Here is a 24,073-nt window from a genome sequence, read left to right on the forward strand (position 1 = left end):
ATCAGAGGTTAGCTCCCACCGGAGCGGGAGGCCAGTACGCGCCGCCATGGCCGAGATCTGGCCAACTCGCCGGTGGTGCCTGCCTCGAGCAGCGCTACTTCCGCTCGCCCCGCCGCATCAGGATCGTGAGCGTCGCGCGGGCGTCGCGGCGGCGCTGGGGGTTGCGGGAGAGCACGGAGGACGCGGCCACCGTGACGACGGCGCCGGTGAAGGCGAGGCCGGTGGCGGCGGTCAGGGTGGCCGCGTCCTGGAACACGGACTGCAGGGCGGACAGCAGAACGGACATGGGGATTCCTTCGCGTCGTGCCCGGCGGATCCTCCGCCTGGCGTGGTTCCACAGGTATCCACCGGGCGAAGGTGTTCCGGCGATGTCCGGAGAGCTTGAGTGAATGTATTTGTGCAGGTCAGGGAGGGGAGAAGAATGGTTCCGGAGAAGTTCTCCGCCGACGATGGTGAGACCGGCGGTCAGTTGCCCGAGTTCTCGGTGGAGCTGGCGGCGCTCTACGCGGCCGCGGGCGGAGGCAAGCAGCTCACGCTCAGGGACCTCGTCGAACTCGGCGTGCCACACGGCTTCAAGGTGGCTGACTCCACCCTCAGCGGATGGCTCACGGGACCTTCGGTTCCCACCCGGGAGCGGCACGTCCGCTACGTGCTGAACCTGCTGATCCCCCTCCTGGAAAGCCGGGCGGCCCAGCGCAGCAAGGCCCACCAGCGAACGGGGACCGAGACCTGGCGTGCCAGGCGCGATGCGGCGCAGGCCATCCGGAAGAGCGGGCAGGGAGGCCGCGGCCCCCGGATCGGCGCGGCTTCGCCCGGCTGGCTGCGCGGAACCTCGACTCAAGCCCTCCAGGACGTACTGCCGCACGAGTTCGTCGACCGGGAGGAGGAGCTCGACGAACTGGCGGCCTTCCCCGCGGCCCCGGACGGCGGTCCCGCGTACGTGTGGTGGCAGGCGGACGCCTGGGCCGGGAAGACCGCTCTGCTCGCCTGGTTCGCCACGCGGCGCCTCCCGGCGGGTGTCGACGCCGTGCACCACTTCATCGCCGGTCGCCTGGGCACGAATCGCCGGGAGGACTTCCTCCTGGCGCTCGGCGAGCAACTGGCTTCGGTGGCCGGCCGCAAGCTCCGGGCCGCGGAACGCGGGCGGCCCGAGGCCCTGCCCGCGCTGGTCGAAGAGGCCGCGAAGGCCAGCGCCGGCCGCCACCGGCGCCTGCTGCTGATCGTCGACGGCCTCGACGAGGACGCGGACGCCGCCCCGGGCGGGAAGAGCATCGCCGCGCTCCTGCCCAAGCAGCCCCCGTACGGCATGCGCGTCATCGTGTCCGGACGGGCCAACCCGCAGGTCCCGCAGGACGTGGCGGAGGGCCACCCGTTGAGGGATCCCGGCATCGTGCGGCGCCTGGCCGCATCGCCCGCCGCCCAGGTCATCAGGGACACCGCCCTGCAGGAGTTGGATGCCCTGCTGGAGGACGAGCGCGTCGGATCCCCGCTTCTCGGGCTGCTCGTTGCCGCCCAGGGCGCCCTCACCGGCGCCGACATGGCCGAGCTGGCCGAGGTCAGGCCGCACGATGTCGCGAAGAGGCTCCGCAGCGTCATAGGCCGCAACATGGCGCCCACCGACAACGACGTCCTCATGCTGGGCGCCGCACGGGACCCGGACGACGACGCCCGGCAGACCTTCGTGCTGGCACACGAGGAGTTGTACCGGGCCGCCGCCGCTGCCCTCGGCAAGAGGGAACTGGCCACGTACGAAGCGCGCCTGCACGCGTGGGCCGACGAGTACCGGAACGAGGGCTGGCCCGAGGACACCCCGAATTACCTGCTCACCGGCTACACGCGGCTCGTGCGGCACGGCGGGGACACCGATCGACTCGCAGACCTCGTACTCGATCCGTGGCGCCAGCGCCGCCTCGTCCAGGGCTCTGGAGCGGACGTCGCTCTCGCCGACCTGGCGCTGGTTGCTCCGCCGGATGCCGATGGCCCGCCGCCGAGTCTTGCCACGGCGGCGAGGGCGGCCATGTCCCGGGAGTGGCTCCTGCCGCACACACGGCCCCTGCCACGATCCGTAGCGCGGACGGTCGCCCGGCTCGGTGACGTACGGCGGGCCAGGGCGCTGGCGGGCGCTTCCCCGGATGCCTCGGCGAAGGCGGTGCACTTCGCCGACGTGGCCCGCGTACTGGCGGGGACCGGGCACAAGGAGGCCGGTGACGCCGCACGGGAGGCGGGGGAGTGGGCGCGTACGGGACTTCGCCAGGCCGGAACCTTCGGGTACGCCGGAGATGAAGTGGAGGCGGCGGCCGGCCGGGCCGCGCTCGCGCTGATGGCCACGGACCAGGTGCCAGCGGGCTTGGAGCTGCTCCGCGTGATCCGTGGATCGAGTACGGCCCGGTACGAGGCATGGGCGGAGGCGGCCGCCTTCCTGGCGCCGGATCACCCGGAGTCCGCCGCGGAACTCCTGGACGAACTGGAGGACGAGGCCGCGGACCTGGTCGAGGAGCCGGCGGCGGAGGGAGCCGCCGCAGCCGTCCAGATCTGGGAGATCGTCGCGACCGCGGCCCCCGACCGCACGGACCGGCTCCAGGACCGGATCCTTGAGCACGCCCACGCGGTGTGGGATGCGGCGCCGACGCTGGAGAACGTCTCCGTACTGGCCGCTGCGGCATCGGCGCTGTCGCAGGACCGGCTGGAGGAGGCCACGAGCCTCGCGGCCCTGGCCCACCGGCACGTTTCGGCGCTGCTCCTACCCGGCACCGAGCCGCTTTCACCCGCGGACGCCTTCCACCTGGAGTTCGGCTTCCGCCACACGCTCGCTCGGCTCGCCGCGGCCCTCACCGACATCGGGATGCCCGAGGATCAGGTCGGCCGTCGTCTCCTTGAGCCGCTGGAACCGAGGCTCCCCGGCGGGCCGGAAGACTGGTCCGAACACCTCGGCGACATGGATGAGGGCGGAGCCGACTCCGAGGCCGAACGGCTGGCCGAGGAGGCCTTCAGGCTGGCGGAACTGGGCAACGACCCCGAGGCCAAGCACCGCTTGGACGAGGCCCTCGCCCTCCTGCCGACCACAGGCCGGGGGACGGGCCGGGCACCCCGGTGGATCCCCGCCCTGGCCGCAGCCCTCGTACGGATCGACGCGGCGGATGACGTCGAGCCACTGCTCACCCCGTGGCAGGAGCCGGCCGACCGGGCGCGGGCGTATGCCGCATCGGCCCTGGCCTACGCCGACCTCGACCGTCTCGACGACGCACGTCGGATCGCAGAGCGGGCGGCGCAGGCCGCCGGCGGGGCGACTCCCGACAGCACATGGGCACACGTTGCGCAGGCCCTGGCCTGCGCGGGAGAGGGGGAGGCGGCGGAGGACCTCCTCCGGCAGCACGTGGTGCCCGCGGACCGCAGCAAGAAGGCGGAGTGGCGGCGCGCGGACCGGCTGGCCCGCATCGCCGTCGCCTCGGGGCTCGCGGAGCGAGATCCGGAGAGGGCGGACAAGCTGATCCTCCCGCTCCTCGAAGACCTGCATGCCAGTAAGGACTCACCACAAGGGATGTTCACGCTGCTGGCCCGCCTCGCCGGCCTTCTCCCCGCCGTGACCGCGGCCGTGGCCGACGGGGAGTACCCGTACGCCGGGCTCCTCCAGGAGGTGCAGGACGTAGGGCTCGACTACGCGGACCGGAAGGATCCGAAGACCTGGCAGCCCGAAACGGTCCTGGTCCACGCACTGTTGCGCATCGGCGCGGGCGAGACGCCCGGTCGGCAGCTGGACTGGCTGACCCGTGACCTGGCGATCCGCGGAGCCGGGCACTTCCCCACGACCGCCCTCGCGGTGGTCCATGCGGCGCTCGGCGACCTTGAGGCGGCTGGCCGGGTGGCCGAGCGGCTCACCGACCCGCGGAGCCGGGGAGCCGCTCTCACCGCGATGGCGGGCCACCTCGCCCGGGTCCCGGTACGCCCTCTCCCCGCGGTCGACCCCGCCGGGCAGGACCCGTTCACCCGCACCATCGAACATCTGGCCCTCGATGCCACGCATGGCGTACGGGCCGACGAGCAGGCGGCCAGCAGGTTCCTCCACCTGAGCTTGACCACTGCAGGCTGGTACTACACGCTGCCAGTCCTGGCCCGGGTCGAGCCGGAAGCGGTCGCCCGCGCCGCGGACATCACAGTCGTCCACGCCCGTGCTGCGGGAAGTAGGGAGAAGGGCGGCGGCCGCTTCCCGCCCTCGCGGGGATGACCCCGTCGTGGACGCCGGACACGCGGAGAATCACCCATGCTCCCCGCGCACGCGGGGATGACCCCTCCCCACGCGCGCCAGACGTACGCCGCTCGATCTGCTCCCCGCGCACGCGGGGGATGACCCCCGCTCCTACGCGGACGGCACTTTCGGCACCAACTGCTTCCCGCGGACGCGGGGATGATCCCGGGAAGAAGTACGAAATCCACGTGCATGAGGCCTGCTCCCCGCACACGCGGGGGATGACCCGAGGACGCGAGGAAGAAGCGCGACGAACTTCTCTGCTCGCCCGCGCACGCGGGGATGACCCCGCCCACCGCCCTGGCGTCTCCCGTGCTGGTGGCTGATCCCCGCGCACCCGGGGATGGCCCCATGCCGAGCGTCCGGTTGTAGACCGAGGTGATCTGCTCCCGCGATCGCGGGGATGACCCTTCCCACCGGCCGCGCTCTTCCATGGCTACCGGCTGCTCCTCGCACGCGTAGGGATGAACCCAGTCGATGAGAGCGGTAGGAGCCGCACATCGGAGGAGCCGAGGGGACTCCGGCCCAAAGGCGATCTTGTTGTAGCCGCCCCCCGACAGGGTGCCCAGTCGTCCTGACGGGCGGTCGCCGCGGGCGCGTGTGCGGAGTCGGCCAGGACCCGTACTCCGCCGGCGATCTTCATGGCCTCTGTGGCGACCGCGGCCACCGCCGCGGTCGTCTGCGCGGCGGCGAGCCCCGGCGCGGGGGCGAACTCGAGTTGGAGTCCCGACCCGTCGGGGGCGACGGAGAGGGTGTGCCACTGGTGGGTGCCGTCGAGGGTCAGTCGGCCGGCATCGGTGGCGGCGGCAAGCTTCTCCCTCGCCTCGGTCACCTCCGCCGCCGAGTAGGCGGCCTGATGGGTGACGACGGAGAGGCCCTTGCCGGCGCGCTCCGTGAGGGTGCGGACCTTCGTGGGCGGCTCGCCCTTCCAGTACAGGTTGAGGCGGCCCTTCTCGGGGTCGACCACCAGGCCTGCGTATCCGGGAAGGCGATGGCGCTGGTCCTCCGGAAGGTTGTCCGTGAGCTTGTAGGCCAGTTCGTCCAGCGCGTGCTGGCGATTCAGCGTCGCGGCGCCCGTCGGCTTCGTTCCGGACGGGCGACGGGTTGGCCCGCCGCCACCAGTCCGCCCGATAACGCGGTCATCGTGATGAGTGCGACGAGTGCGGAGCGCTTCGATCCTCGTCTCATCATGTCCTCAGGTCGGTCGTAGGTGTTCGGTCGTCTCGTGAACCTGGCGGAGCCTGTGGACCGGCGCCGCTGTCGGCCGCGCGGCTAGCCGCTAGCAGCTGTCCGCCATCCGCTGTCCGTGCTCTCCGTAGTGGCTGTCCGACCGGCTTGTGGCATGGCATGACTCCTTCAGAGCGTGTCCTGGTGGGGCTCGTGACCCGGCCGTGCAAGGGGCCGGGCCCGGCGCGGCCGCCCCCCGACGGCCGCGCCGTTGTCGCCACCCCTGCGGCCCACCTCCCGTCGGCCGACCGTCGGCATGGCCGTACGGCGGATCGGACGGGGGGCGTCCCCGACCGGCGTTCGAGGTGGCGACAGCAGCGATTCTGCGGGGCCGGGGCGTTGTTGCGCTGGTCGGTTCCGGCGATGAAACAACGGGGGAGCGGCCGGCGGACTCGTGGCCGTACGGCGGGATTACGGGCGGGAGTGCCCCGAAACCGTCTTGCCCGAGCAGCCGGGCGGAGGGTTGTGTGTGGGGTCGCTGGGATGCCGCGCCCCGTCGGGGCACGTGCACCGACCGTCGACGTTGGGGTGGGTGTGGGGCGACAGGAGAAGGCACTGGACCCGGCGGCGGGGCCGGTGGCGGAGTTCGCGCTCGCCCTGCGCAAGCTGCGCCAGGACGCGGGCAGTCCGACCTACGCGGCCATGGCCCGCCGCAGCCCGTACTCCGTGGCCACCCTGTCCCGCGCCGCGGCCGGCGAGCAGCTGCCGACCCTGCCCGTGGTCCTCGCCTACGTGGCGGCGTGCGGCGGCACCCCCGAGGCGTGCGCGGAGTTCGAGGCGCGCTGGCGGCGGGTGGACGACCCTCCGGAGGGGGCCCAGCCGGGGCCGACGGGCGCGGGGGAGGGGGAAGGGGAGGGGCACGAGCGCTCCCCGTACAGGGGTCTGGCCCGCTTCGAGCCGGGGGACCGCGAGTTGTTCTTCGGACGCGACCGCGTACTGGCCGACGTACTCGCCCTCCTGCGCGACCACCGGGTCGTCACCGTCTTCGGGGCGTCAGGAAGCGGCAAGTCCTCCCTGCTGCGCGCCGGGCTCGTCCCGTACCTGCGCGCACCCGACGACGGCGCCCTGGAGCGGCCCGCCGCGATCCGGCTGCTGACCCCGGGGGAACATCCCCTCGGCACGCACGGCTCGGCACTGCTCCCGGCCGAGGCCGAAGGCGACACCTGGCTGATCGTCGACCAGTTCGAGGAGCTCTTCACCCTCTGCCACGACGCGCAGGAGCGCGACGGGTTCATCGGCGGGCTCTTGCGGGCCGCCGATCCTGCCGCGCGGCTGCGCGTCGTGCTGGGGGTCCGGGCCGATTTCTACGCCCGCTGTCTGGACCATCCCGGACTCGCGGCGGCTGTCCGTGACGCGAGCCTGCCGATCGGACGGATGACCCCCGCCGAGCTGCGCGCGGTCATCGTCAAGCCGGCCGCGGCCCGCGGACTCATCGTGGAACGAGCCCTGACCGAAACCCTCGTCGAGGAGGTCTCCGCCCGCGGCAGCGGATTGCCGATGCTCTCCCACGCGCTGCTGGAGACCTGGCGGCGCCGTCGAGGGCGCACCCTCACCCTGGACGCCTACGAGCGCGCGGGCGGCATGAGCGGCGCCATCGCCCAGACCGCCGAGGCCGCCTACGGGCGCATGGACCCGGACCAGGCCGAGACCGTACGCCGGGTCATGCTGCGGCTGATCACCCCCGGCGACGGGGTCCCGGACACCCGCCGGCCCACCACGCGTACCGAGCTCGAATCGCTGGGCACCGGCTCTGCGCCCGTGCTGGAACTCCTCGCCCGGGAACGCCTCATCACCCTCGACGAGGACCGGGCCGATCTTGCCCACGAGGCCCTGATCACCGCCTGGCCCCGGCTGCGGGGCTGGATCGAGGAGAGCCGCGAGAAGCTGCGCCTGCACCGCTGGCTGACCGAGGCGGCACATGCGTGGGACTCCGCCGGACGGGACCGCGGCATCCGGATATCCCCCGCCCACCTCTCCCGGCTCGCCGAGTTCACCGCGCAGCCCGGAAGCGGTGATCTCACCGCTCTGGAGGCCGCCTTCCTCGACGCCGCCACCGCCACCCACCGCCGCACCCGGCGCAACCGCCTGGCTGCCCGGACCGTGATCGCCCTGCTGACGGCACTGTCCCTGCTCGTGGGTACCGCGGCATGGGAACAGAGGCGGGCCGACGACCAGCGCAAGCTGCGCACCGCGGCCCTGCGTACCGTGGCCCTCGCCGAAAGACTGCGCGCGAGCGACCCGGTGACCGCGGGCCGGCTGGGCATCGCCGCCTGGGAGCTCGACCGGACCACGGAAACCCGTGCCGCCCTGCTGGGCGCGCGGACCCACCGGCGCGACCCCGACTTCAATCCGGCCGGCCCCGAGTACCAGGGGCTCGGAGGGCTCCTCAGCCGCGACGCCCGGACCCTCACCCTGCAGCGGAAGGACCGCCTGGAGCAGTGGGACATCGCGACGCGCCGCCGCACCGCGACCCCGATCCTTCCCAGAGCACCCTCCCCCAAGCCGAACATAGGCCTCGAACCGCCGCGTAGCACCTCCTGGCTCGACCTCAGCCCCGATGGGAAGCGTGCGGTGTCGGCCAGGGCCGCCGAGCGGCGCAGCGAGACGGTGCTGCCGGGCGAGGTCCACGTGTGGGACCTGGAGTCCGGGGCGCGTCGTACGCTGAAGCCGCCCGGCGTCAACGTCTCGTTCCACAGCATGAGCTGGGCGGCCGACAGCGGGACGCTCGCCTGGAACGTGGACGGCACCGTGGAGGTCTGGGACACGGCCGGCGCACGGCGGGTGTTCGCCGCCGAAGGTCACAAGCGGGCCCGGTCAGCGGCCTTGAGCCCCGATGGCGGTCGGATCGCGCTGTGCGGCTCCGACGGCCTGATCCAGGTGTGGTCGGTGCCCGAGCAACGCAGGATCGGCCTCGACCTCGACCCCGACCTCGACCCCGACCCCGACCCCGCCCTGAGCGTCGACCCCGAGGAGTGCGACGGAGGCGGGCGCCTCGCGTTCGCGCCCGACGGCAGGCTGCTGGCGGTCAGACTGGAGTCCGGGCTGCGCGTCATCGACACCGCCGCCGGCGCTTCATCGTGGTTCAGCGAGAGCGGCCTGACCGAGTTCGCCTTCAGCGCGGACTCGACGTTGATCGGCGCCCTGAAACGGGATTCCCTGGCCCTGTGGCGCACGGGCCTGCCCCTTCCGGGAGCCACCGAGAGCGACGGCGTTCCACCCGTTCCACCCGTCTTCACCCTCGACCTGCCGAACGAGACACCCTCACAGCTGGCACTGGACACCGAGCAGGGGAAGCTGCGCTACCTGCGGGCGGACGAACGCACCGTCGCCACCGTGGACATCGGCGCCCTGCGGGAGCCGCAGTGGTCGCCGGAGCCCCTGGAGACCGAGTTCGCCAGCCCGGACGGCCGGTACGCCGTACGCGCCCGGGGTGACGGGGACGCCGTCCGCTTCGACCTCTACGACCTGCGCACGGACGCGCACCTGGCCACGCTTCCCGCACTGGCGAGGTCCTCAGCCGGCCCGGGCGACGGGCAGGAGCCGCCGACGGGCGGATTCAGCCCGGACGGCAGGCTCTTCGCCTACGGACCTTCGCCGTGGGAGCACGGGGACGGCCCCGTCCGCGTCCGCGTCTTCGACACCGACCGCCGCCGCGCGCTCGCGCAATACGAGCTGGCCGGGGAGAGTCTGTCCCCCGACGTGCTCGCGCCCTTCCTCGTCGACGGCAAGGCCACCGTCTACGCCGTGAACCGGACCGGTCTGTGGGAGCTGGCCTCGGGCAGGCAGCTGGCCGATGTCTCCTCCCACCCCACGCTGGCGGTGGCCCCCGATGCCTCCCTGGCCGTACTCGGGGACGGATCGGTGCTCGCCCTTCCGGACGGGAAGCCCGTACGCCGGCTGACGGCGACGGGAGACATCCTGGCCGCGCGGTTCAGCCCGGACGGGCGGACCCTTGCGACCACCGACCGGACCGGGCTCGTCACGGTGTGGAACGGCACGGCCCAACGCCGCGTAGGAGTCCTGTCGCCCGCCCAGGGGCCTGCCCCGTCCAGCCGGTCCTCCCCGGTCCTCGCCCTGGGCTACTCCTCCGACAGCGGGACCTTCGCCACGGGAGACCACCTCGGCCGGGTGCGGCTGTGGGACCTCGCCTCCCTCAGCCCCCTGGGCGAACCCCTCCCGACACCGGGCGACAGCGTCCGGGAGGTCGCCTTCAGCAGCAACGGCGCCACCCTGCGCACGCAGGGCAACCACACCCCGGTCCGCACTCACGCCCTGGACCCGGCCGCCCTGGTGGCTTCCCTGTGTACGAGCCTGGGCGGCGGACCGACCCGGACCGAGTGGGAGGACCACATCCCGGACGTGCCCTACCGGAGCACATGCGGGTAACGACCTGCCGCCACGCACCGCCGCGGAGCCGGGCGGTCCGCCCGGGCAGGGCCACCTCGGTTCCAGGGCCGCCTTGACGTCAGAGCGGGTTCAGGGTCGGCTCAGCAGGCGCCGGAGATGGGCGTGTGGCCGACGTAGGTGACGCCGCTTGAGTTGATGTCGACGGTTTCACCGGCGTGGCCCATGGTGTGGCTGGCCCATACGGCCTGGCCGGAGGGGGTGTAGACGACGAAGTTTCCGTCGTGCTGGTAGACCGCCCGGTTGCCCGAGGCCCCGGTGTACGTGTTGGACGCCCAGCAGACGCGGGTCCCGTAGCGGTTCATCTTGTACTCCACCAGGTTGCCGTCGGTCTGCATGACGAGGCGCCAGACGAGATAGTTGCCGAGACCGTCCATGCCGCTGCGCTGGATGGACTCGCCCGGCGCGAGGCTCTCACCCCGGTTGAGCCGGTCACCGTACTGGTGCTGCGCGGATGCGGTTCCGGCGCCGGAAAGCAGCAGACCGGTAACGAGGGCGGTGAGAGCCAGGGCTCCCGTGGTGGTGCGGCGCAACTTCGTGAGCAAGACGATCGCCTCCAGATTCGTGTGAGGCCCCTTCGGCCTCCGGAAGCGATACTCGGCCGGCTCACGGCGTCGTGCGATGGTTTCGGTCCCCGCCGAAAGGTAGGTCCACAGGGCGTCAGATCGGCTGTTGAGAGCTACTCGTCACCGCGGGGCAGTTTCGCGAGCAGAGGTCTGAAACGGGCCGTGCCCGACTGGAGCTGGCGGGCGAACAGGGCCGAGGGCGGGACACCGAGTTCCTCGTCCAACAGGTGCCGGAAGGCGAGGTGGTGCCGCACCGCCTCCTGCATGTTCCCTCGGCCAGATGTGCGGCGACGACCGCGCGGCCAGCTCAGACACCCTCGGACAGAGCGATCACCAAGGCTGTGGTTGCCTCTGCATCGCACAGCACCTAGTTACCTGTAACAGACCCCAGCCCAACCACTCGCCCGAGTGCGCAGGGCCCCGCCTCGCGCCGCACTTCTGGGCACCGGACCTTGGTAGAGCGCGGGCGGGGAAGTGGTGGGCCAAGTCTGTTACAAGTAATTAATACGTTCTTCAGGGCAGGACGCCAAGCAGGGCTTGCCCCCGGCGGTCTGCCCTGAAGACGGGTGACGCCTCACATGAGGACGAGCATGTGGGACATCGTCCACTGGTTGTACATGAGGCACTGGTAGTTGCGTATCTGACCGGTCCTCATCCAGTAGATGCCGTACACGTTGCACACGTGCCATTGGTACTTGCCCATGTAGTACCACCGCACCGATGCGGCCTTCGTCGCCTGCGCGGCGTTGATCGTGGGCTTGGCCGGCGTGGGGGCGGCGTTGGCCGCGCCGCCGAGGCCAAGGACGAGCACCAGGGCGAGTGCGGCAGAGGTGCTCGTCCTGCGCAGAGCAGTGTTCGCTGGTCCGTTCTTCACGAGACTCTCCAGATTCGTGTGGCGTCCGCGGTCCACGTCGGCGGACGCGGCGGGTTCAGTAGCGAGTCTGTGAGCCCGGCGGGTTGTTGCGCTGGCCCGTTCCGGCGGTGAAACAACTACGGGATCGGGTCTCTCTGGCGGGATCCCGGCCGCCGCCGCCGATAAACAGCCTTGTCCGGACCGCCCGGGGCAGGTTGGGTCGGCTGGGATGCAGCGCCCGGCGGGGGCGCGTCGCACACGCGGCGTCGGCCAGCTCGGACAGTTCTCCGACTACCTCACCACCACGGCGAGCATCCTGGACAACGCCGGGACCCCCGGCGCCTACGCGGACCGGGCCGAGCGGATCGCGGAGATGGACGACACGGTTCGGGACTACGGCCGGTTCCTGGCCGCCGTGCGCGACACCCTCGGCGGCGGCTGGCTGCGGCCCTCCCAGATCACCTCGGTGGGTGTCCCGCAAGACCTGATCTCCCGGGCGGAGAGCCGCGAGGATTCGGGGACCGGTCACCGGCACTTCGGGCGCCTCGTGCTGCGCCCCCACATCGGCCGGACGTTCAAGGGCCTTCGGGTAGAAGAGCGCTGGGACGCCCACGCGAAGGCCTATCTGTACCGGGTCGTGAGCCGTGCCGCCGAGCGGATCGCGGCCGCCGGTCGCGGAGTGGCCGCTGCCCTCAGGCAGGCGTCGACCCGACGGCAAACCGTGCCAGGACCAGCGCGTAACCTCTCCTCGGTACTCCGCCAGCACACCAACCGGCGGGTACAGGCGGTGCGGGTAGAGCGGGCAGAACAGCCCGACTACGCGGCCGCGATCGCCGCCTTGGCCCGCCTCACCCCGCGCGCCGGTGAGAGCGGCCCGTACCGGGGCCAGCGCTCCACCCGAGCACCCCCGGCACCCGATCCTCGCCCGCCTGCGGGCACACCTTCCCAGCACGGAGAACCTCAACGTGACGCAGCACCCGTACGACCAGAACCAGAACCAGAACCAGTACCAGCCCGGCCCCCAGACCCCGCCGCCCGCGTGGGGGCCTTCACCGGCACCCAAGCAGGCGTGGACCACCGGTAAGAAGGTCGGTGTGGGCTGCGGCGGGCTGTTCGGCGCGTTCGTCCTGCTGTCCGTCATCGGGGCGATAGCCGCCCCCGACCGCAAGGAAGTTCCCGTTCCGGGGCCCACGGTCACCGTGACCGAGACCGTTCCCGGTCCCGCGGTCACCGTGACCGCGCCCGCGGCCGCGGCCGCTACGTCTGCGGCCCCCGTGCCCGCCCCCGCGCCGGCGCAGACCACGCAGGCCCCCGCCCCCGCTCCGGCCCCAGCGACCGGCACCCTGCCCGACTTCGTCGGCAAGCAGCTCCAGGCCGCGCAGGACGGGGCGCAGGCCGCCGGTTTCTACATCCTGTCTTCGACCGACGCCACCGGCGCGGGCCGTATGCAGGTCCTTGACCGGAACTGGAAGGTCTGCGCGCAGACCCCGAAGCCGGGAACTCACGACCTCACCAGCCGAGTCGTGTTCGACACGGTCAAGACCGAAGAGAACTGCCCGTAAGGCGCCGCCCGTGCGGCCTCGCCGGCGCGAATCCGGCGAGGCCGCACAATCCCCGAGCAGGAGACCACCCCGATGATCCACCGCACCACCACCACGACGACGGCCGCCGTGGCGCTCCTCCTGGCCGTTCCCGTGCTGACCGGCTGCGCCGGCGCCGACGACAAAGCCGCCTCGCCGAGATGCTTCACTGCGCAGGCGCAGGCCGACCCGACCGGCTTCCCGTTCACCTACGTGTACGGGGAGGTGGCGACCGGGCCGGTCACCTGCATCACCACCGGCGAGACGACCACCGCCGGGACCGTCTTCACGCTGACCGCGCCCGAGGCGGAGACCACTTACGTCCAGTGGTCGGCGACCTTTACTTACGACTCGGCGCACCTGCCGGGGAAGACGGTGGCCAAGGACGGTTACGCGACGCTCAAGCCCGGTCAGCCGCAGGTCATCCCAGTGGAGTCGGGGCCGCTGGACGCGTACAGGCCGGGCAGCGACGTGACGGTGTCGGTGACGCTCTTGGACAAGACCGGGATGCGGATCCTGCCCGACCTCTAAGCCCCACACGAACCATCCGCAGAGCCGCCGGCGAAACGACCGGCGGAGACAGGCGAAGGAGTGACAGTGTACCGTCACCGGCTACTCACCGAGGCGATCGAGTATCACCGCGCCGTCGACCAGCACAAGGCTCGTGAGGAACGCGCGGCGTTCGCCGCTCTGCCGTTCGAGACCGTGGTGGACCTGGTCAGTCAGGGCCTGGACGCCGAGGGAGAGCACAACAGACATCTGGTGCCGTACCTGATGACCGCGGCCTGGCAAACCGCGTTCCGGCAGTACAACGAGCGGATGACGCACCCGGAGAAAGTGGAGTTGCTGGCGGACGTCACGGGGTTCCGTAAGGTGTACGGGATCCTGTGGGAGGCATGACGGACGTGATCCTGAAGTACCCCTGCGTGTGCTGCGGCCACCTGACGATGAACGACGGGCCCGGCTCGTATCAGATCTGCCCGGTCTGCTTCTGGGAGGACGACGTCATCCAGCTGCGCTGGCCGGACTACTCAGGTGGCGCCAACCGGCCTTCGCTGATCGGGGCCCAGCAGAACCTCCAGGATTGGGGCGCATGCGACGAGCGATCCCTGGAGCACGTTAGGCATCCCGAGGACGACGAGCCGCTGGACCCGAGCTGGCGCCCCATTGATACCGACCGTGACCACTTCGAGCCCAAGGCCGTGCAACTGGCCGCCTGGCCTGACGACCGCACTGTCCTTTACTGGTGGCGATATCGAAGCACCGGATTCTGGCGTCCCGTTCAGTGACGTCGTCACCCGGCCTGTTCGTCAAGTCGGTGGAGGAGCCCGTCGAAAATCTGCTCGCGTGCGACTTGCCCCTTAGCTGCCGCGTCGTCCCGTCGGCCGGGTGTGAGTAGGTGCGGTACAGAGTGCCGCCGAGATCGATCATGGACGCGCACCGGCTGGAGATGGCGGTGCAGATCTGCACGGTCCGCTACGTCGGCCGGGTGCTGGGTGAGGACCCGCTCGCGGTGCCGTGGGAGGCCTGGCCGGGCAGCTGGCATCGTGGACGCTTCGTGCGTGAAGCGGTACCCGGAGCGGCGCAGGACACCGTACGAGGATGCGGCGGAGATCCAAGAGCGGTTCAAGTACCGGGGACGTCGCCGACCGTAAGTGGGGGGCGGGAGTTCCGCGGCCTTCTGTACGGGCGGGCGTGGACGCACGCCGAGGGGCCGGTGGCACTGTTCGACCACGCGGTGACGTGGCCGGAGGCCCGGCTGCGGCCGAGCCGACCCGGCGGCTCGACATCGGGGGAGCGCCACGGGCAGCTCGGGGTCAGCCGCCACCTGAGTTGGCCGAGGCCGAACCGCCGGAGGTCCAGCCGGAGTTGGGCTGCGGCCGATCGCGCGTGCTGCGCTCGGTGCGCAGTTCCACCACGACCTCAGCCGGGCCGAGCAGAGTCTTCAGCGCGTCGGCGAGCCGCTGCGGGTCGCCGACGAACGGGAGCGGGTCGAGCCGCTCCGGGACGTCCCGCAGGACGAGTTCCAGCGTGAGCGTGGAGACGGCCGGCTTGTGGTCCCCCTGGTAGGGCTCCACCACCGTGTGCGTCAGCTGCACCTCGCTCAGGGTCGTGACGGGCAGCCAGTCGTCCGGTCCGGCGGCCCGGACCAACCGCAGAGACGCGGGCACCCCGGCCGGCGCGAACTCCACCCGCAGGATGTCCCGAGCCCGGGAAAGGGCCATCGCCGGCCAGCCGAGCAGGTACTCCAGCCCGGCGATCACCCCCACCACCAGGAACACGGTCGACGCCCGCGCCCCGGCCAGCGCCATGCAGAAGGCGACGAGCAGGGTCGGCACGCCCAGAACGAGCGGGATGAACAGCGCCGGCCCCGCCGAGGTCAGCACGTTCCACGCCCGCCCGGCCGGGCCGACGCGCAGGACCAGGTCCGTCGAGTCGGGGCCTTGTCTCAACAAGGGATCGGTGGCCATGCCTCCAGCGTAGGACCGGTCCGCAAGAGCGCCTCGACCGTATCCGGCCGATGGGGCACGACTTCTGACGGCCGTAGCCCACAGCCGGCGGGCGCGGCGGGCTCCCGTGGTTCGAACCATGGCTCGAACCACGGGTCGGGCCACTCCTCGGCGGCGGCCATCAGCAGGTAGAGGGTGGCGCCGTGCAGGATCTCGCGGATGATGTCGGCGTGGCCGCCGTGGCGTGCGGTCTCCTCGATCAGGTGCAGCAGCACCCACCGCACCGACCACTCCTCGACGTCGGCGGGGGAACCACGGCACTCCCCGGGGGACGGGAACGCCCTGGCCGAGGTCGGCGATGCCGGCGACGGACTCGTCGTTCTGCCCGGTCACCAGCTCGTAGTCGGCCAGCAGCCCGGCCAGGGTCTCGCCGGGCGCGGGCCGGAACTCGTCGTCGCCCGATCTCCTGCAGGTGGGCTCCGCGTACTACCTCTCGCCCGACGGGCTCAGCCGAGGCCGCCTTGGTGACGAGGTCGGCGAGGCCGAGCTGCATGCCGGTCTTGAGCGGCTCACTGCCGCTGGCCTGCCCAAAGTGGCCGAGTAGAGACAGCGCTCCCGAGTCGGAGTTCGAGCCCGACGAGTTCGGCCCGACCGCCCCTACGAAGCCTGCCGCGCCCTCGTTCGGGCCGAACCGCAAATTCGGTGTGATGGATCAGAACGTCGCCGCAGGGCTGGTCGAGGAATGGCTGGCGGGGCCGAACTCCGAGGCGAGCGGCCACTTCAGCTACCAGGCCGTCGAGCACTACCGGCCGGCCGTCCTGCACTGGCTCACCGTCGGCTGCGGCGCCGAAAGCGGTCTGCCGAACCCCGAGCTCCACCTCCGGCCCACCCCGGCGGCCCTGCAGGAGTGGGCCGTCGGCTACGCCGGCGCCGCCCGCTCGCGCGACGCCTGCGGGGCCGTACGGTCCTTCTACCGCTGGCTCGAAACCCCGGCGGGCGCGGGCGGGCCCGGTCTCGTGCCGATCGGCACCGCCAGGTCGCTGCAGTTCCAGCGCGGCGGGAACTTCGCCGCCGGGCTGCTCGGGCGTGAGCTCTGGACCCCCGACCAGTGCCGCTGGCTCGCCCAGGCCGCCGACCGCTACCAGGGCACCCGGCGCGAGGGCCCGCACCGCGCCCGGGCCCTCGTATACCTCTGCCTGAACCACTACCTGGGGGGACGGAGCTCGGAGGCCGACGTCCTGCGGCCCGGCCAGATCGCCGCCATGCGGCTGAGGGGCCGCCACCAGGAACAGCACCGCACCACCTGGGACGTCCCCCAGAAGAACGCCGCCAGCGACGCGACACGCCTGCAGCCCGTACACCACGACGGCGTCCGCGCCATCGACGAGTACCTGCCCCAGCGCGCGGCCGCCCTCCCCGACACCGGCCACCTTTTCACGACCGTCAACGGCCGCCCCCTGGAACCCCAGTCCCTGCTGCGGATCCTGCGCAGCGTGGCCGCGACGCACCCGGACCTCGAAGAGGCGGCCCGCACCCTGTCCGCCGACGCGGTCACCCACTCAGCGGCGGACCCTGCCCGTCCCGCGGCCGGTTCCTCCGCCGACGTCCCGAGCGCCGGAGGCACCCGTGCATGAAGACCTCATCGCCGCGCGCGCGGGGGAGTAGGCCCTCGTGGCTTTGTTGGTGAGTTTCGAACCGCCACCCCAGCACCCCGCCACGATGTCGGCAGAGTCCTAGCCAGTGCCTGACCGCAGTGGTGCACCGGGGCGCAGCACTAGCAGTAGTTCGTGTTGTTGAATTTGGCGAAAGCGGCCCGTGTTTGGGTTCCGACAACCCCGTCGATGCCGACGCCAAGCCAGTTCTGCAACGCCTTGACTGTTCCGGTCCCGACAACGCCGTCCACGACGAGCCTTCCGTCGACGTATTCGTCGTAGTAGTTGAAGAACCTCTGGGCCGCCTTCCAGCTGTCGGTGCCCAGCTGGCCGTCGATCGTTCCAGGGTTGAAACCCCACCCACGCAGCCAGCACTGCCAGTGCTTGGCCTGGGTTGTGGTCAGGCCGAGGTTGTTCACCGCCAGGACGGAGGCGGTCTGGACACCTACCACGGGCTTGACATAGGGCTGGGACGCCGCGAAGCCCGCGCTTGCGCCGCCGGCGAGACTGGCGGTGGCGATTCCGATGACCGCAGCGCCGGATACAAGGACCCTCGTAAGGGGAAAACGCACTGTTCTTCCTCGCTTCTCTCGGTTTCTGTCAGGAATTCCCGGTGCGGTGCGGATCAGGCGGATCGCAGGACGCGCCAGGTCTGCGGGCCGACAACGCCGTCGACGCTGATGGGGCTCACGTCGCGGTTCCAGTTGGCCTGAAGCGTCCGCACCGCGTTCTTGGTGGCGGTGCCGTAGTCACCGTCCACGGCGAGGTCCGGCCCGTTGTACGAGACGTGGTTGTTCACCAGGCACTGGATCTCACGGACGCTGTTGCCAGTGGCGCCCTGCCCGACCACCGTGTTCCAGGCCCAGCTGTAGTCCGCGGTGAATCCGGAGTATCCGCCGCTGTTCTTCCAGTGGATGGAGCAGGCGGCAGCAGCAGCGGAGACGGAAGGCTGTGCGGCTGCGGCTGTGGCCGGAACACCGGCCAGCAGAGCGGCCGCGGCGGTGGTGGTCGCCGCGAGAATACGGATGCGCATGGGTGGTTCCCCCTGTAAGTCATCGTTGTGTGCAACTGGTCGTGGCTTCTCGTAACCCGTAACCAGGGAGGAGCTCGTTCGCTGTACGTGCGATGCGGCTGGTCTGCGCAGGGCATCTGTCGACGAGATCGACCGACGGTAGGTGGGCGCTGAGGAAGTCCTGTACCACCCGCCGACCCCGTCCGGGGAGTGCCGCCGTTCGGCGCCGGTACGACGGTCCTTTTCGGTGCGCTGGGAAGCGATGGGATCAGTAGACCGCCGGTCAGTGCGACATCGCCGACGGCTCCTGTGAGCCGTCTTGTCATACGCATGCTCGTGGTCTCCTTCGATCCGTTCGCCTCAAAGGTGCACTTGGCCCCACCGAACCTGGTCCGACGCGCACCCAGGGGGCCGTTCGCCCCGGCTTGGCGTGGTTCCTTACGCTGCCGCCGGCCCTGGTGAATGGCGGAGCCACCTCAGGTTGGATTCACATGGGTCTGTTTTGGGTGGATCCGACGGAAGCCGGAGCACTGGTGCTGGCGGAGAGCGTTGAGCGAATCCGTAGGTGCACTTGCCGGCCCGACCGATGGAGGGGAGAAGGCGGCTCGGCGAGGTACGCGGCATGAGTCTGATGGAGTTCCCCGCGGCGAGTCTTGTAGAAAACGGAACTCCGGCGGGGCGACGCCGCCTTCAACGACCGGGAACGCGAGGGCGACCTGGAGGTTCCCTGCGGCTGTACCGAGGGGCCGTACGAGCTTGGGCGGTGTCTGCCCGACCAGCGACGGACCTTGCGCACCGGACTATGAGAGGCAGCGTTTGCGACTACATCTGCTCAGGACTGCGGGGTATGCCCCAGCCTGTCGGCCCGCGTCGCCCAGAGGACCCGAGGCGAGGCGAGGCGAGGAGAGGGGAGCCGTCCGGGACGTCCCTGTCCGGGGTGCCGGGAGCTGACCTGTCCCACATCGGCCCGTACCCCGCCGGCCCCGTCCTGAGTGGCAGCGCCGCCAGCGAGAAGGTGCGCGTCGGCAGCGGCGCACGGGGTTTCGGTCGGTGACCAGCACTGGCCCTGTTCTTCGGCAAGTAGAGGCATGCAGATGGTGAGTGATGGTGGTCGGGGCGCCCTCCGGGCTTGGAGGTCTGCGGGGCCCACGAACCCACCAGACCGGCCACCAGAAGTTGGTGGAGGAAACCGGTGCGCGATTGGCTGGTACCCGCAGGCCGGGGCTGGAGTAGGTCCACCAGTTTTCGGCCCGGCCTGCGGCAGGCAAAGGCATGAAGAGTGGTGGGAGACGGCGCCGCCGAGGGGGATCCCTCCGGGCCGGTGGGATCCGTGGGGCCGGCGGCCGTCGTCAGCCTGCTGGTGGCCTCTACCAGGGAGACAGCTGTCCTCGGACTGGTCGCGTTCGCGCTCGGGCGCCTCCGGCGTGGTCGCCACAGGGCTGCAGGCCGCCGTGCAGGGTTCCCCGGCCATGGGGACCAGCGGGGCGGGGGCGGCCGCAGCGCTGACCGATGCCCCGCTGGTCCCCAAGGCCGTATACAGAGGTCGCGGCGCAGCGCTCCCGAAGACAGTTCGCGTGGAGACCCATGCGAACGGCGCCTCGCGCGCGGGGTGTGGGTCAGGCCAGGAGTTGCCAGTGGTGGTCGTCGGTGTCACTGCAGTAGTACAGCGTCAGGCGGGCGTCGTTGCCGCCGGTACGGACGCCGTCCACGTCCAGGCAGAGGCCGCTGACGTAGTTGACCAGCCAGTTGTGGCCGTCGGGGCGGGTGGAGAGCCAGTACAGCTGGTTGTCGCCGCTCGGCCGGCACCAGTACTCGCTGACCTTCGCACCGGCCGGGACGTTGCCGTAGTCGGGTACGTCGAGGCAGAGCCCGTCCTTGGAATTGCGGATCGTGTAGAGCGCTGTGCCGTTTGAGGTGGTGGCCTGGTGGTCGAACCAGAAGCGCTGGTTGTCGTTGGCGGAGCCGTCGCAGGTGTACTGGTTCACGGGGCCGTTGACAGGGCCGGCCCCGAGGCCGGGGATGTCCACGCACTTGCCGGTGACGTTGTTGGCGATCAGGTAGGGCCCGTACGAGGCCGTCGTCCCGGCGTGCGCGGGCGCGGCACCGAAGGCGAACGCGGCGCACAACGCGCCTAACGCGGTTCCGACGCGGGTGAAGCTCTTGGCGACCATGGGATTCCTTCCGGTAGGAGGACTTGCTTGGCGGTCGGCACGTTTTCACGGGCCGGGCGCCCCCTGTCCTGAAGAGCTTCAGCTCTCCGCGGGTCACCCCGGTGGCCCGGGTGCGGGGGCGAAATCGACGTCTGGCTGCCCCGCCGAGTGGGACTCGAACGCTCGGCTGGGCCGTTGCACCCCAAGTTTTCGCAGGCCACCGGTTGTTGCGCTGCCCCGGTCCGGCGGCGAAACAATCCGTCCGCAGGCCCGGTAGGCGTGAATCCGCCGTGTGCGCGGAAGTGCCGAACGGCTTGGGTTCCTGATCACGGAGGGGTCGGGGCGCAGTGGCTGACTCCGCAGGTACCTGCGGGACGGGGGCTCGTCGGGGCGGAGCAGGCCTGCGCGACGGGCAGCTCGGCTGACGATGTCGCCGACGCCCTCGGCGGTCATTCGTCCGGCCGACGAGATCCGCTCCGCCTCCCAGATGCCCGTCCCCGACGCGGTCGTCTCCGAGGAGGAGGAGGAGGAGGAGGAGGAGGAGGAGGAGGAGGAGGAGGAGGAGGAGGAGGAGGAGGAGGAGGAGGAGGAGGAGGAGGAGGAGGAGGAGGAGGAGGAGGAGGAGGAGGAGGAGGAGGAGGAGGAGGACGCGGCCCTCGGCGAGGCGGGCACCGTGCACCCGCTGCCCAGCAGCAAGAAGACGGCCGCCAAGAAGCCGGCCGAGCTGCCGCCAGCGCCAAGAAACCCGCCGCCAAGAAGACGGCCTCAACGGTAAAGCGGCGCCGCAGCGCCTGACCAGGTGTCTGGGTGGTCAGGCGACCGAACCTTGGCGGGCTCAACTACGCGATTCGGGCTCCTCAACGGTCTCGCCCTGGTTGGTCCATATCCGCAGCACCTGACGTCCCTCGGCGGTTTCCTCGATGAGCTGGATGACCGCGGTGGGCTGGCTCCCGTACAACCCGAGCCATCGTCGGTAGGTACGCCGTGCCGTGTCCTCGACTGCCCACTCGCCCATGGTCGCGGTGCCGCCCTCCGTGTGCTGGAGGACGACCAGGAACATGGTCATCCGGACGGCGTCTGCGTAGCTGTGGCGCTCTGCGCGGCGGCGAGGCGGCGCCGCGCAGAGCCGGTCAGCTCCACGCTGCTCCAGGACCGCGTCCCCCGTACCAGCAGTCCGCCCGCCTCCAGCTGTGCCAGCTGGTACACGACGGAGGAGGTGCTCGAAAGCCCGGCCATCACCCCGATCTCCCGGACCGTCGGGCCCGTGCCGTGCACCGCGATGTAGCTGGAGATCGATTCGAGGATCAGGAGTCCGCGGGCCTTGAGCCGGATCATGCCGCCGCCTCCCAGCCGTACTCGCGGGCCTGGCGCACCAGCTCGGCGCGCGTGGCGGGTAAACGCCCGGGGGCTGCCCAGTAGGGGTGGGCGGCCAGCTCCTCGGACAGTTCGATGAGCCGGCGGCGCAGGCCGGTGGCGCCCTGCGTGGGGGCGAGCCGGGCGAGCGCCTCGTAGGTGCGGATCCACTCGTACTGGAGGCGGATCAGGTCGTGGGGGAAAAGTGGAGCCATCTCCTCAGTAGCTCACATGTTCGAATTTAGAGGCAAGGCGACACTTCTGAGTGGCGCGCCGTTGATGTGACTAAGCGCTGAAGTTGGCCCTTGAGCGGTCTACTGGCCCCTGAGCGTTCCACTTGGCCCGTGCGGGGCCCGTCTAGGCTCCTGATCATGGACCTGGGTGAATGGTGGGCGATGTACGAGGGGCTGCGGGGGCGGGTTCCCGCGTGGCATCCGGTCGGGGTGGTCGTCGAGGCGGACGGGCCTGTCGTCCGCCGGCACTACGGCACGCACGGCACCGCTGAGCACGCTCCCCTCGGCCCCGGCACGGACACCGCCGCGTTGGTGCGACGCCAGCAGACCGCCTTCGCGGAGCGCGGTGAGCCGGTGGAGTGGAAGGTGTACGGGCACGACGTGCCCGACCTGGGACAGGAACTGACAGCGGCGGGGTTCACCCCGGGCTGGGAGCGCTCCGTGCTGATCGCCGCCCCGCTGCCCCGCGAGCAGCCCGTTGACGTGGCGGAGCCCAGGGAGGGGGTGCACGACCTGTACCGGGTGCGGGACCAGGCCCAGCGGGCCTGGGAGATCGCCGTCGGTTCCCCCGGCCCCCACGCAGCACCGTACGCAGAAATGATCGCGGACGGCTCTTCGGACGAGGGCGACGTCCTCATCGAGGTCCTGCTGAGGGACGGGATTGTCACCGAGGTCGCCTGGGCGCACGGCGATGAGATTCCCTTCACCCTCATCGGTGGCCTCACCAGCGATGATCCGGACTTCGTCAGAGCCTGCACCGACCGTTGGCGCCAGAGCGCCTGGCTCGGGCACCCCTTGCTCGCCGAGGCCGGGGGCTCCCTGCGCGAGAGCCTCCTGGAGGCCGGCTTCACCGAGGCCGCCACCGTCCGCTCCTACCACTGGAGCCCGCCGGGCAGCCCCGAGACCACCCGCCCCGCACAATTTCTCGACTGGCTCCACGACGACGGCCCTCTGTGGGACCGCTTCTACGCAGACTTCGACTTCAAGCCGAGCACCACCTACCGGCCCGCGATCACCGACCCCGTTCCCTCCGCGGTCTGGAACCTGCACTCCCACCACCGGCTCGTCCCCGACCTCCCCGAACGGCTCGACGCGATCGTCCACCGCGGACTGCTCACCGCCACCGAGCCCGGGGAGTTCATCCACTGGCTCGACTGGAATCACGACGGCTACCGCTACGACCCCCGCCGCACCGACGTCCCCGGCCGGCCGCCCCGACCCGGCAAGGGCACCTTCCCCAACGGTGACTACTACCTCCACATCACCGAAGACCTGCGCTTGGGCATCTTCGGCCACCCGTGGGAACAGACACTGACCGTCTGGGGACCGACGCTGCTTGCGGCCGTCGAGGCGGACCTAACCGAACTCCTTGGAACTCCGATCAGGCACCGCGAGTGACGGTATCGGCCCTGCGTTGCGTCTCCCTCAACTCGGGATACGGGCACAGCGACAGCCCAGGATCTCTTACTGGGCCTCAGTCGCCGCGGCACGAGCTGAGCGGTGTAGTTGGCCGGACGGGCCAAGTACGGCGCTAAGTCACAGTTGACCCTGTTGGTTCCGATGGGTCTGACGTCATCTGATCAGTTCGGAAGGCACCCCGGAGCCCACCCCGGGGCTCCGGAGTGCCCTGAGCCAACAAAGGATCTTGCCGTCAGGCAAACCGGTGAATGTAGGGCGCCGAGGATTCCGTTCACTTCTTCCACAGTCGTATGACCGCTCGTCATATCCCGTCGCAGGTGAGGTGTCCCCTTAAAGCAACGGACCTCCCGCAACACCCAGGTCACCATCGAATCCTTGGTTGTGAGCGGCGCGCGGGACCCCGCCTCGATTGGGGCGGCCCCCCTAACGCCACATAGACTTCCGGTTGTTCGCAGTTCACCGCGGGCGCATCGCAGATGGCGGGTTCTTCAACCAGACCCCGCCTTCGACGGGCGCACACGGCGTCGGTGAACGGAAGGAACAACTGAAGATGGCGCACATCGAGCAGAACGGCGACCAGTCCGACCCCGCGGGGGAGGGCCAACAGTCGGGACGCCGAGGTGCACGCCGCAACGAGCGTTCTCCCCTCGACGGACCAGCTCGGCGCGCTCGGCCTGGTCCTCAACGCCATCGTGCTCTGGACCACGAAGTACATCGACGCCGTCGTCGCCCAGCTCCGTGCCGAGGGCCACGAGCCGCGGGACGAGGACATCGCCCGGCTCTCCCCGCTCAAGCATGCGAATCTCAACGTGCTCGGCCGCTACAGCTTCACCGCCTCCACCCCGGCGGTCGGCGGCTTGCGGCCGCTACGGGACCCTGATGCGGTCGAGCTCGACGAGGACGACGACGGGTAGGGAGGGACAGGCCCGGT

General features: G+C 70.9%; 21 protein-coding genes and 2 pseudogenes. 10 read left to right on the forward strand and 13 right to left on the reverse strand.

Annotated features, from left to right (window positions below; genetic code table 11):
- Positions 1-94 precede the first annotated feature (94 nt).
- Complete coding sequence (locus tag OG276_RS38160; RefSeq protein ID WP_266913966.1) at positions 95-286, reverse strand: hypothetical protein; 192 nt, start codon at positions 284-286, stop codon at positions 95-97.
- A gap of 135 nt (positions 287-421) precedes the next feature.
- Between OG276_RS38160 and OG276_RS38165 the strand changes: the two genes are divergently transcribed.
- Positions 422-4,222: a hypothetical protein gene (locus OG276_RS38165; RefSeq protein ID WP_266913968.1), complete on the forward strand. Its 3,801-nt coding sequence runs from the start codon at positions 422-424 to the stop codon at positions 4,220-4,222.
- Positions 4,223-4,679: 457 nt separating this feature from the next.
- Here OG276_RS38165 and OG276_RS38170 read toward each other — a convergent pair whose 3' ends face one another.
- Entirely contained in the window at positions 4,680-5,210 is a 531-nt protein-coding gene (locus tag OG276_RS38170; protein ID WP_266913970.1) for a hypothetical protein, read from the reverse strand.
- A gap of 794 nt (positions 5,211-6,004) precedes the next feature.
- Here OG276_RS38170 and OG276_RS38175 point away from each other — a divergent pair.
- The gene (locus OG276_RS38175) at positions 6,005-9,856 is read left to right on the forward strand and encodes a hypothetical protein (RefSeq protein WP_266913972.1); all 3,852 of its coding nucleotides are present in this window, start codon (positions 6,005-6,007) and stop codon (positions 9,854-9,856) included.
- Positions 9,857-9,957: 101 nt separating this feature from the next.
- Here OG276_RS38175 and OG276_RS38180 read toward each other — a convergent pair whose 3' ends face one another.
- The 3 genes from OG276_RS38180 to OG276_RS38190 form a co-directional block, all read right to left on the reverse strand.
- Complete coding sequence (locus OG276_RS38180; protein ID WP_266913974.1) at positions 9,958-10,419, reverse strand: hypothetical protein; 462 nt, start codon at positions 10,417-10,419, stop codon at positions 9,958-9,960.
- A gap of 134 nt (positions 10,420-10,553) precedes the next feature.
- A complete protein-coding gene (locus tag OG276_RS38185; protein WP_323182423.1) occupies positions 10,554-10,706 on the reverse strand; it encodes a hypothetical protein in 153 nt (50 codons plus the stop codon).
- Positions 10,707-11,014: 308 nt separating this feature from the next.
- On the reverse strand, positions 11,015-11,314 hold the full coding sequence (locus OG276_RS38190) for a hypothetical protein (protein ID WP_266913976.1): 300 nt from the start codon (positions 11,312-11,314) through the stop codon (positions 11,015-11,017).
- A 944-nt stretch (positions 11,315-12,258) separates the two neighbouring features.
- Here OG276_RS38190 and OG276_RS38195 point away from each other — a divergent pair.
- From OG276_RS38195 to OG276_RS38210, 4 genes are all read left to right on the forward strand, one after another.
- The gene (locus OG276_RS38195) at positions 12,259-12,855 is read left to right on the forward strand and encodes a hypothetical protein (RefSeq protein ID WP_266913977.1); all 597 of its coding nucleotides are present in this window, start codon (positions 12,259-12,261) and stop codon (positions 12,853-12,855) included.
- 72 nt (positions 12,856-12,927) lie between these two features.
- Positions 12,928-13,404 (forward strand): hypothetical protein, encoded by a 477-nt coding sequence (locus OG276_RS38200; RefSeq protein WP_266913979.1) that lies wholly within the window; start codon positions 12,928-12,930, stop codon positions 13,402-13,404.
- Between the two features lie 66 nt (positions 13,405-13,470).
- A complete protein-coding gene (locus tag OG276_RS38205; protein ID WP_266913981.1) occupies positions 13,471-13,773 on the forward strand; it encodes a hypothetical protein in 303 nt (100 codons plus the stop codon).
- Entirely contained in the window at positions 13,770-14,162 is a 393-nt protein-coding gene (locus tag OG276_RS38210) for a CPCC family cysteine-rich protein (protein ID WP_266913983.1), read from the forward strand. Before OG276_RS38205 ends, OG276_RS38210 begins: the two co-directional genes overlap by 4 nt.
- 528 nt (positions 14,163-14,690) lie before the next feature.
- Here the strand turns inward: OG276_RS38210 and OG276_RS38215 are convergent.
- Together OG276_RS38215 and OG276_RS38220 are read right to left on the reverse strand one after the other, a co-directional pair.
- Positions 14,691-15,344 (reverse strand): hypothetical protein, encoded by a 654-nt coding sequence (locus OG276_RS38215; protein WP_266913985.1) that lies wholly within the window; start codon positions 15,342-15,344, stop codon positions 14,691-14,693.
- A 143-nt stretch (positions 15,345-15,487) separates the two neighbouring features.
- Positions 15,488-15,610: pseudogene (locus tag OG276_RS38220) on the reverse strand (DUF664 domain-containing protein); the annotation flags it as partial.
- A 420-nt stretch (positions 15,611-16,030) separates the two neighbouring features.
- On the opposite strand from OG276_RS38220, the gene OG276_RS38225 reads away from it, so the two are divergent.
- Positions 16,031-16,957, forward strand: coding sequence for a hypothetical protein (locus OG276_RS38225; protein ID WP_266913987.1), 927 nt, complete (start codon positions 16,031-16,033; stop codon positions 16,955-16,957).
- A 140-nt stretch (positions 16,958-17,097) separates the two neighbouring features.
- Here the strand turns inward: OG276_RS38225 and OG276_RS38230 are convergent, their stop codons facing one another.
- The 3 genes from OG276_RS38230 to OG276_RS38240 all read right to left on the reverse strand — a co-directional run bounded on the left by OG276_RS38230 (position 17,098) and on the right by OG276_RS38240 (position 20,158).
- Positions 17,098-17,547: a peptidoglycan-binding protein gene (locus OG276_RS38230; protein ID WP_266913989.1), complete on the reverse strand. Its 450-nt coding sequence runs from the start codon at positions 17,545-17,547 to the stop codon at positions 17,098-17,100.
- 53 nt (positions 17,548-17,600) lie between these two features.
- The gene (locus OG276_RS38235; RefSeq protein WP_266913991.1) at positions 17,601-18,008 is read right to left on the reverse strand and encodes a peptidoglycan-binding protein; all 408 of its coding nucleotides are present in this window, start codon (positions 18,006-18,008) and stop codon (positions 17,601-17,603) included.
- Positions 18,009-19,603: 1,595 nt separating this feature from the next.
- Positions 19,604-20,158: an RICIN domain-containing protein gene (locus OG276_RS38240; RefSeq protein WP_266913993.1), complete on the reverse strand. Its 555-nt coding sequence runs from the start codon at positions 20,156-20,158 to the stop codon at positions 19,604-19,606.
- Positions 20,159-20,564: 406 nt separating this feature from the next.
- On the opposite strand from OG276_RS38240, the gene OG276_RS38245 reads away from it, so the two are divergent.
- Positions 20,565-20,912, forward strand: a complete 348-nt coding sequence (locus tag OG276_RS38245; RefSeq protein ID WP_266913995.1) for a hypothetical protein — start codon at positions 20,565-20,567, stop codon at positions 20,910-20,912.
- Between the two features lie 60 nt (positions 20,913-20,972).
- Here OG276_RS38245 and OG276_RS38250 read toward each other — a convergent pair whose 3' ends face one another.
- Genes OG276_RS38250 through OG276_RS38260 form a run of 3 tightly spaced genes read right to left on the reverse strand, consistent with a single transcriptional unit; the run spans position 20,973 to position 21,705 of the window.
- Positions 20,973-21,203: a hypothetical protein gene (locus tag OG276_RS38250; protein WP_266913997.1), complete on the reverse strand. Its 231-nt coding sequence runs from the start codon at positions 21,201-21,203 to the stop codon at positions 20,973-20,975.
- Positions 21,200-21,472: a LexA family transcriptional regulator gene (locus OG276_RS38255; protein WP_266913999.1), complete on the reverse strand. Its 273-nt coding sequence runs from the start codon at positions 21,470-21,472 to the stop codon at positions 21,200-21,202. The genes OG276_RS38250 and OG276_RS38255 overlap by 4 nt, the downstream gene beginning before the upstream one ends.
- The gene (locus tag OG276_RS38260) at positions 21,469-21,705 is read right to left on the reverse strand and encodes a hypothetical protein (RefSeq protein WP_266914001.1); all 237 of its coding nucleotides are present in this window, start codon (positions 21,703-21,705) and stop codon (positions 21,469-21,471) included. Before OG276_RS38260 ends, OG276_RS38255 begins: the two co-directional genes overlap by 4 nt.
- 156 nt (positions 21,706-21,861) lie before the next feature.
- On the opposite strand from OG276_RS38260, the gene OG276_RS38265 reads away from it, so the two are divergent.
- Both OG276_RS38265 and OG276_RS38270 read left to right on the forward strand, forming a co-directional pair.
- Positions 21,862-23,121 carry a DUF2716 domain-containing protein gene (locus OG276_RS38265; protein WP_266914003.1) on the forward strand — a complete coding sequence of 420 codons (1,260 nt, stop codon included), beginning with the start codon at positions 21,862-21,864 and terminating at the stop codon, positions 23,119-23,121.
- Positions 23,122-23,795: 674 nt separating this feature from the next.
- A pseudogene (locus OG276_RS38270) lies at positions 23,796-24,056 on the forward strand (Tn3 family transposase); the annotation flags it as partial.
- Positions 24,057-24,073: the final 17 nt, after the last annotated feature.

It is taken from the genome of Streptomyces sp. NBC_00086 (genome assembly GCF_026343255.1).
Lineage (GTDB): Bacteria > Actinomycetota > Actinomycetes > Streptomycetales > Streptomycetaceae > Streptomyces.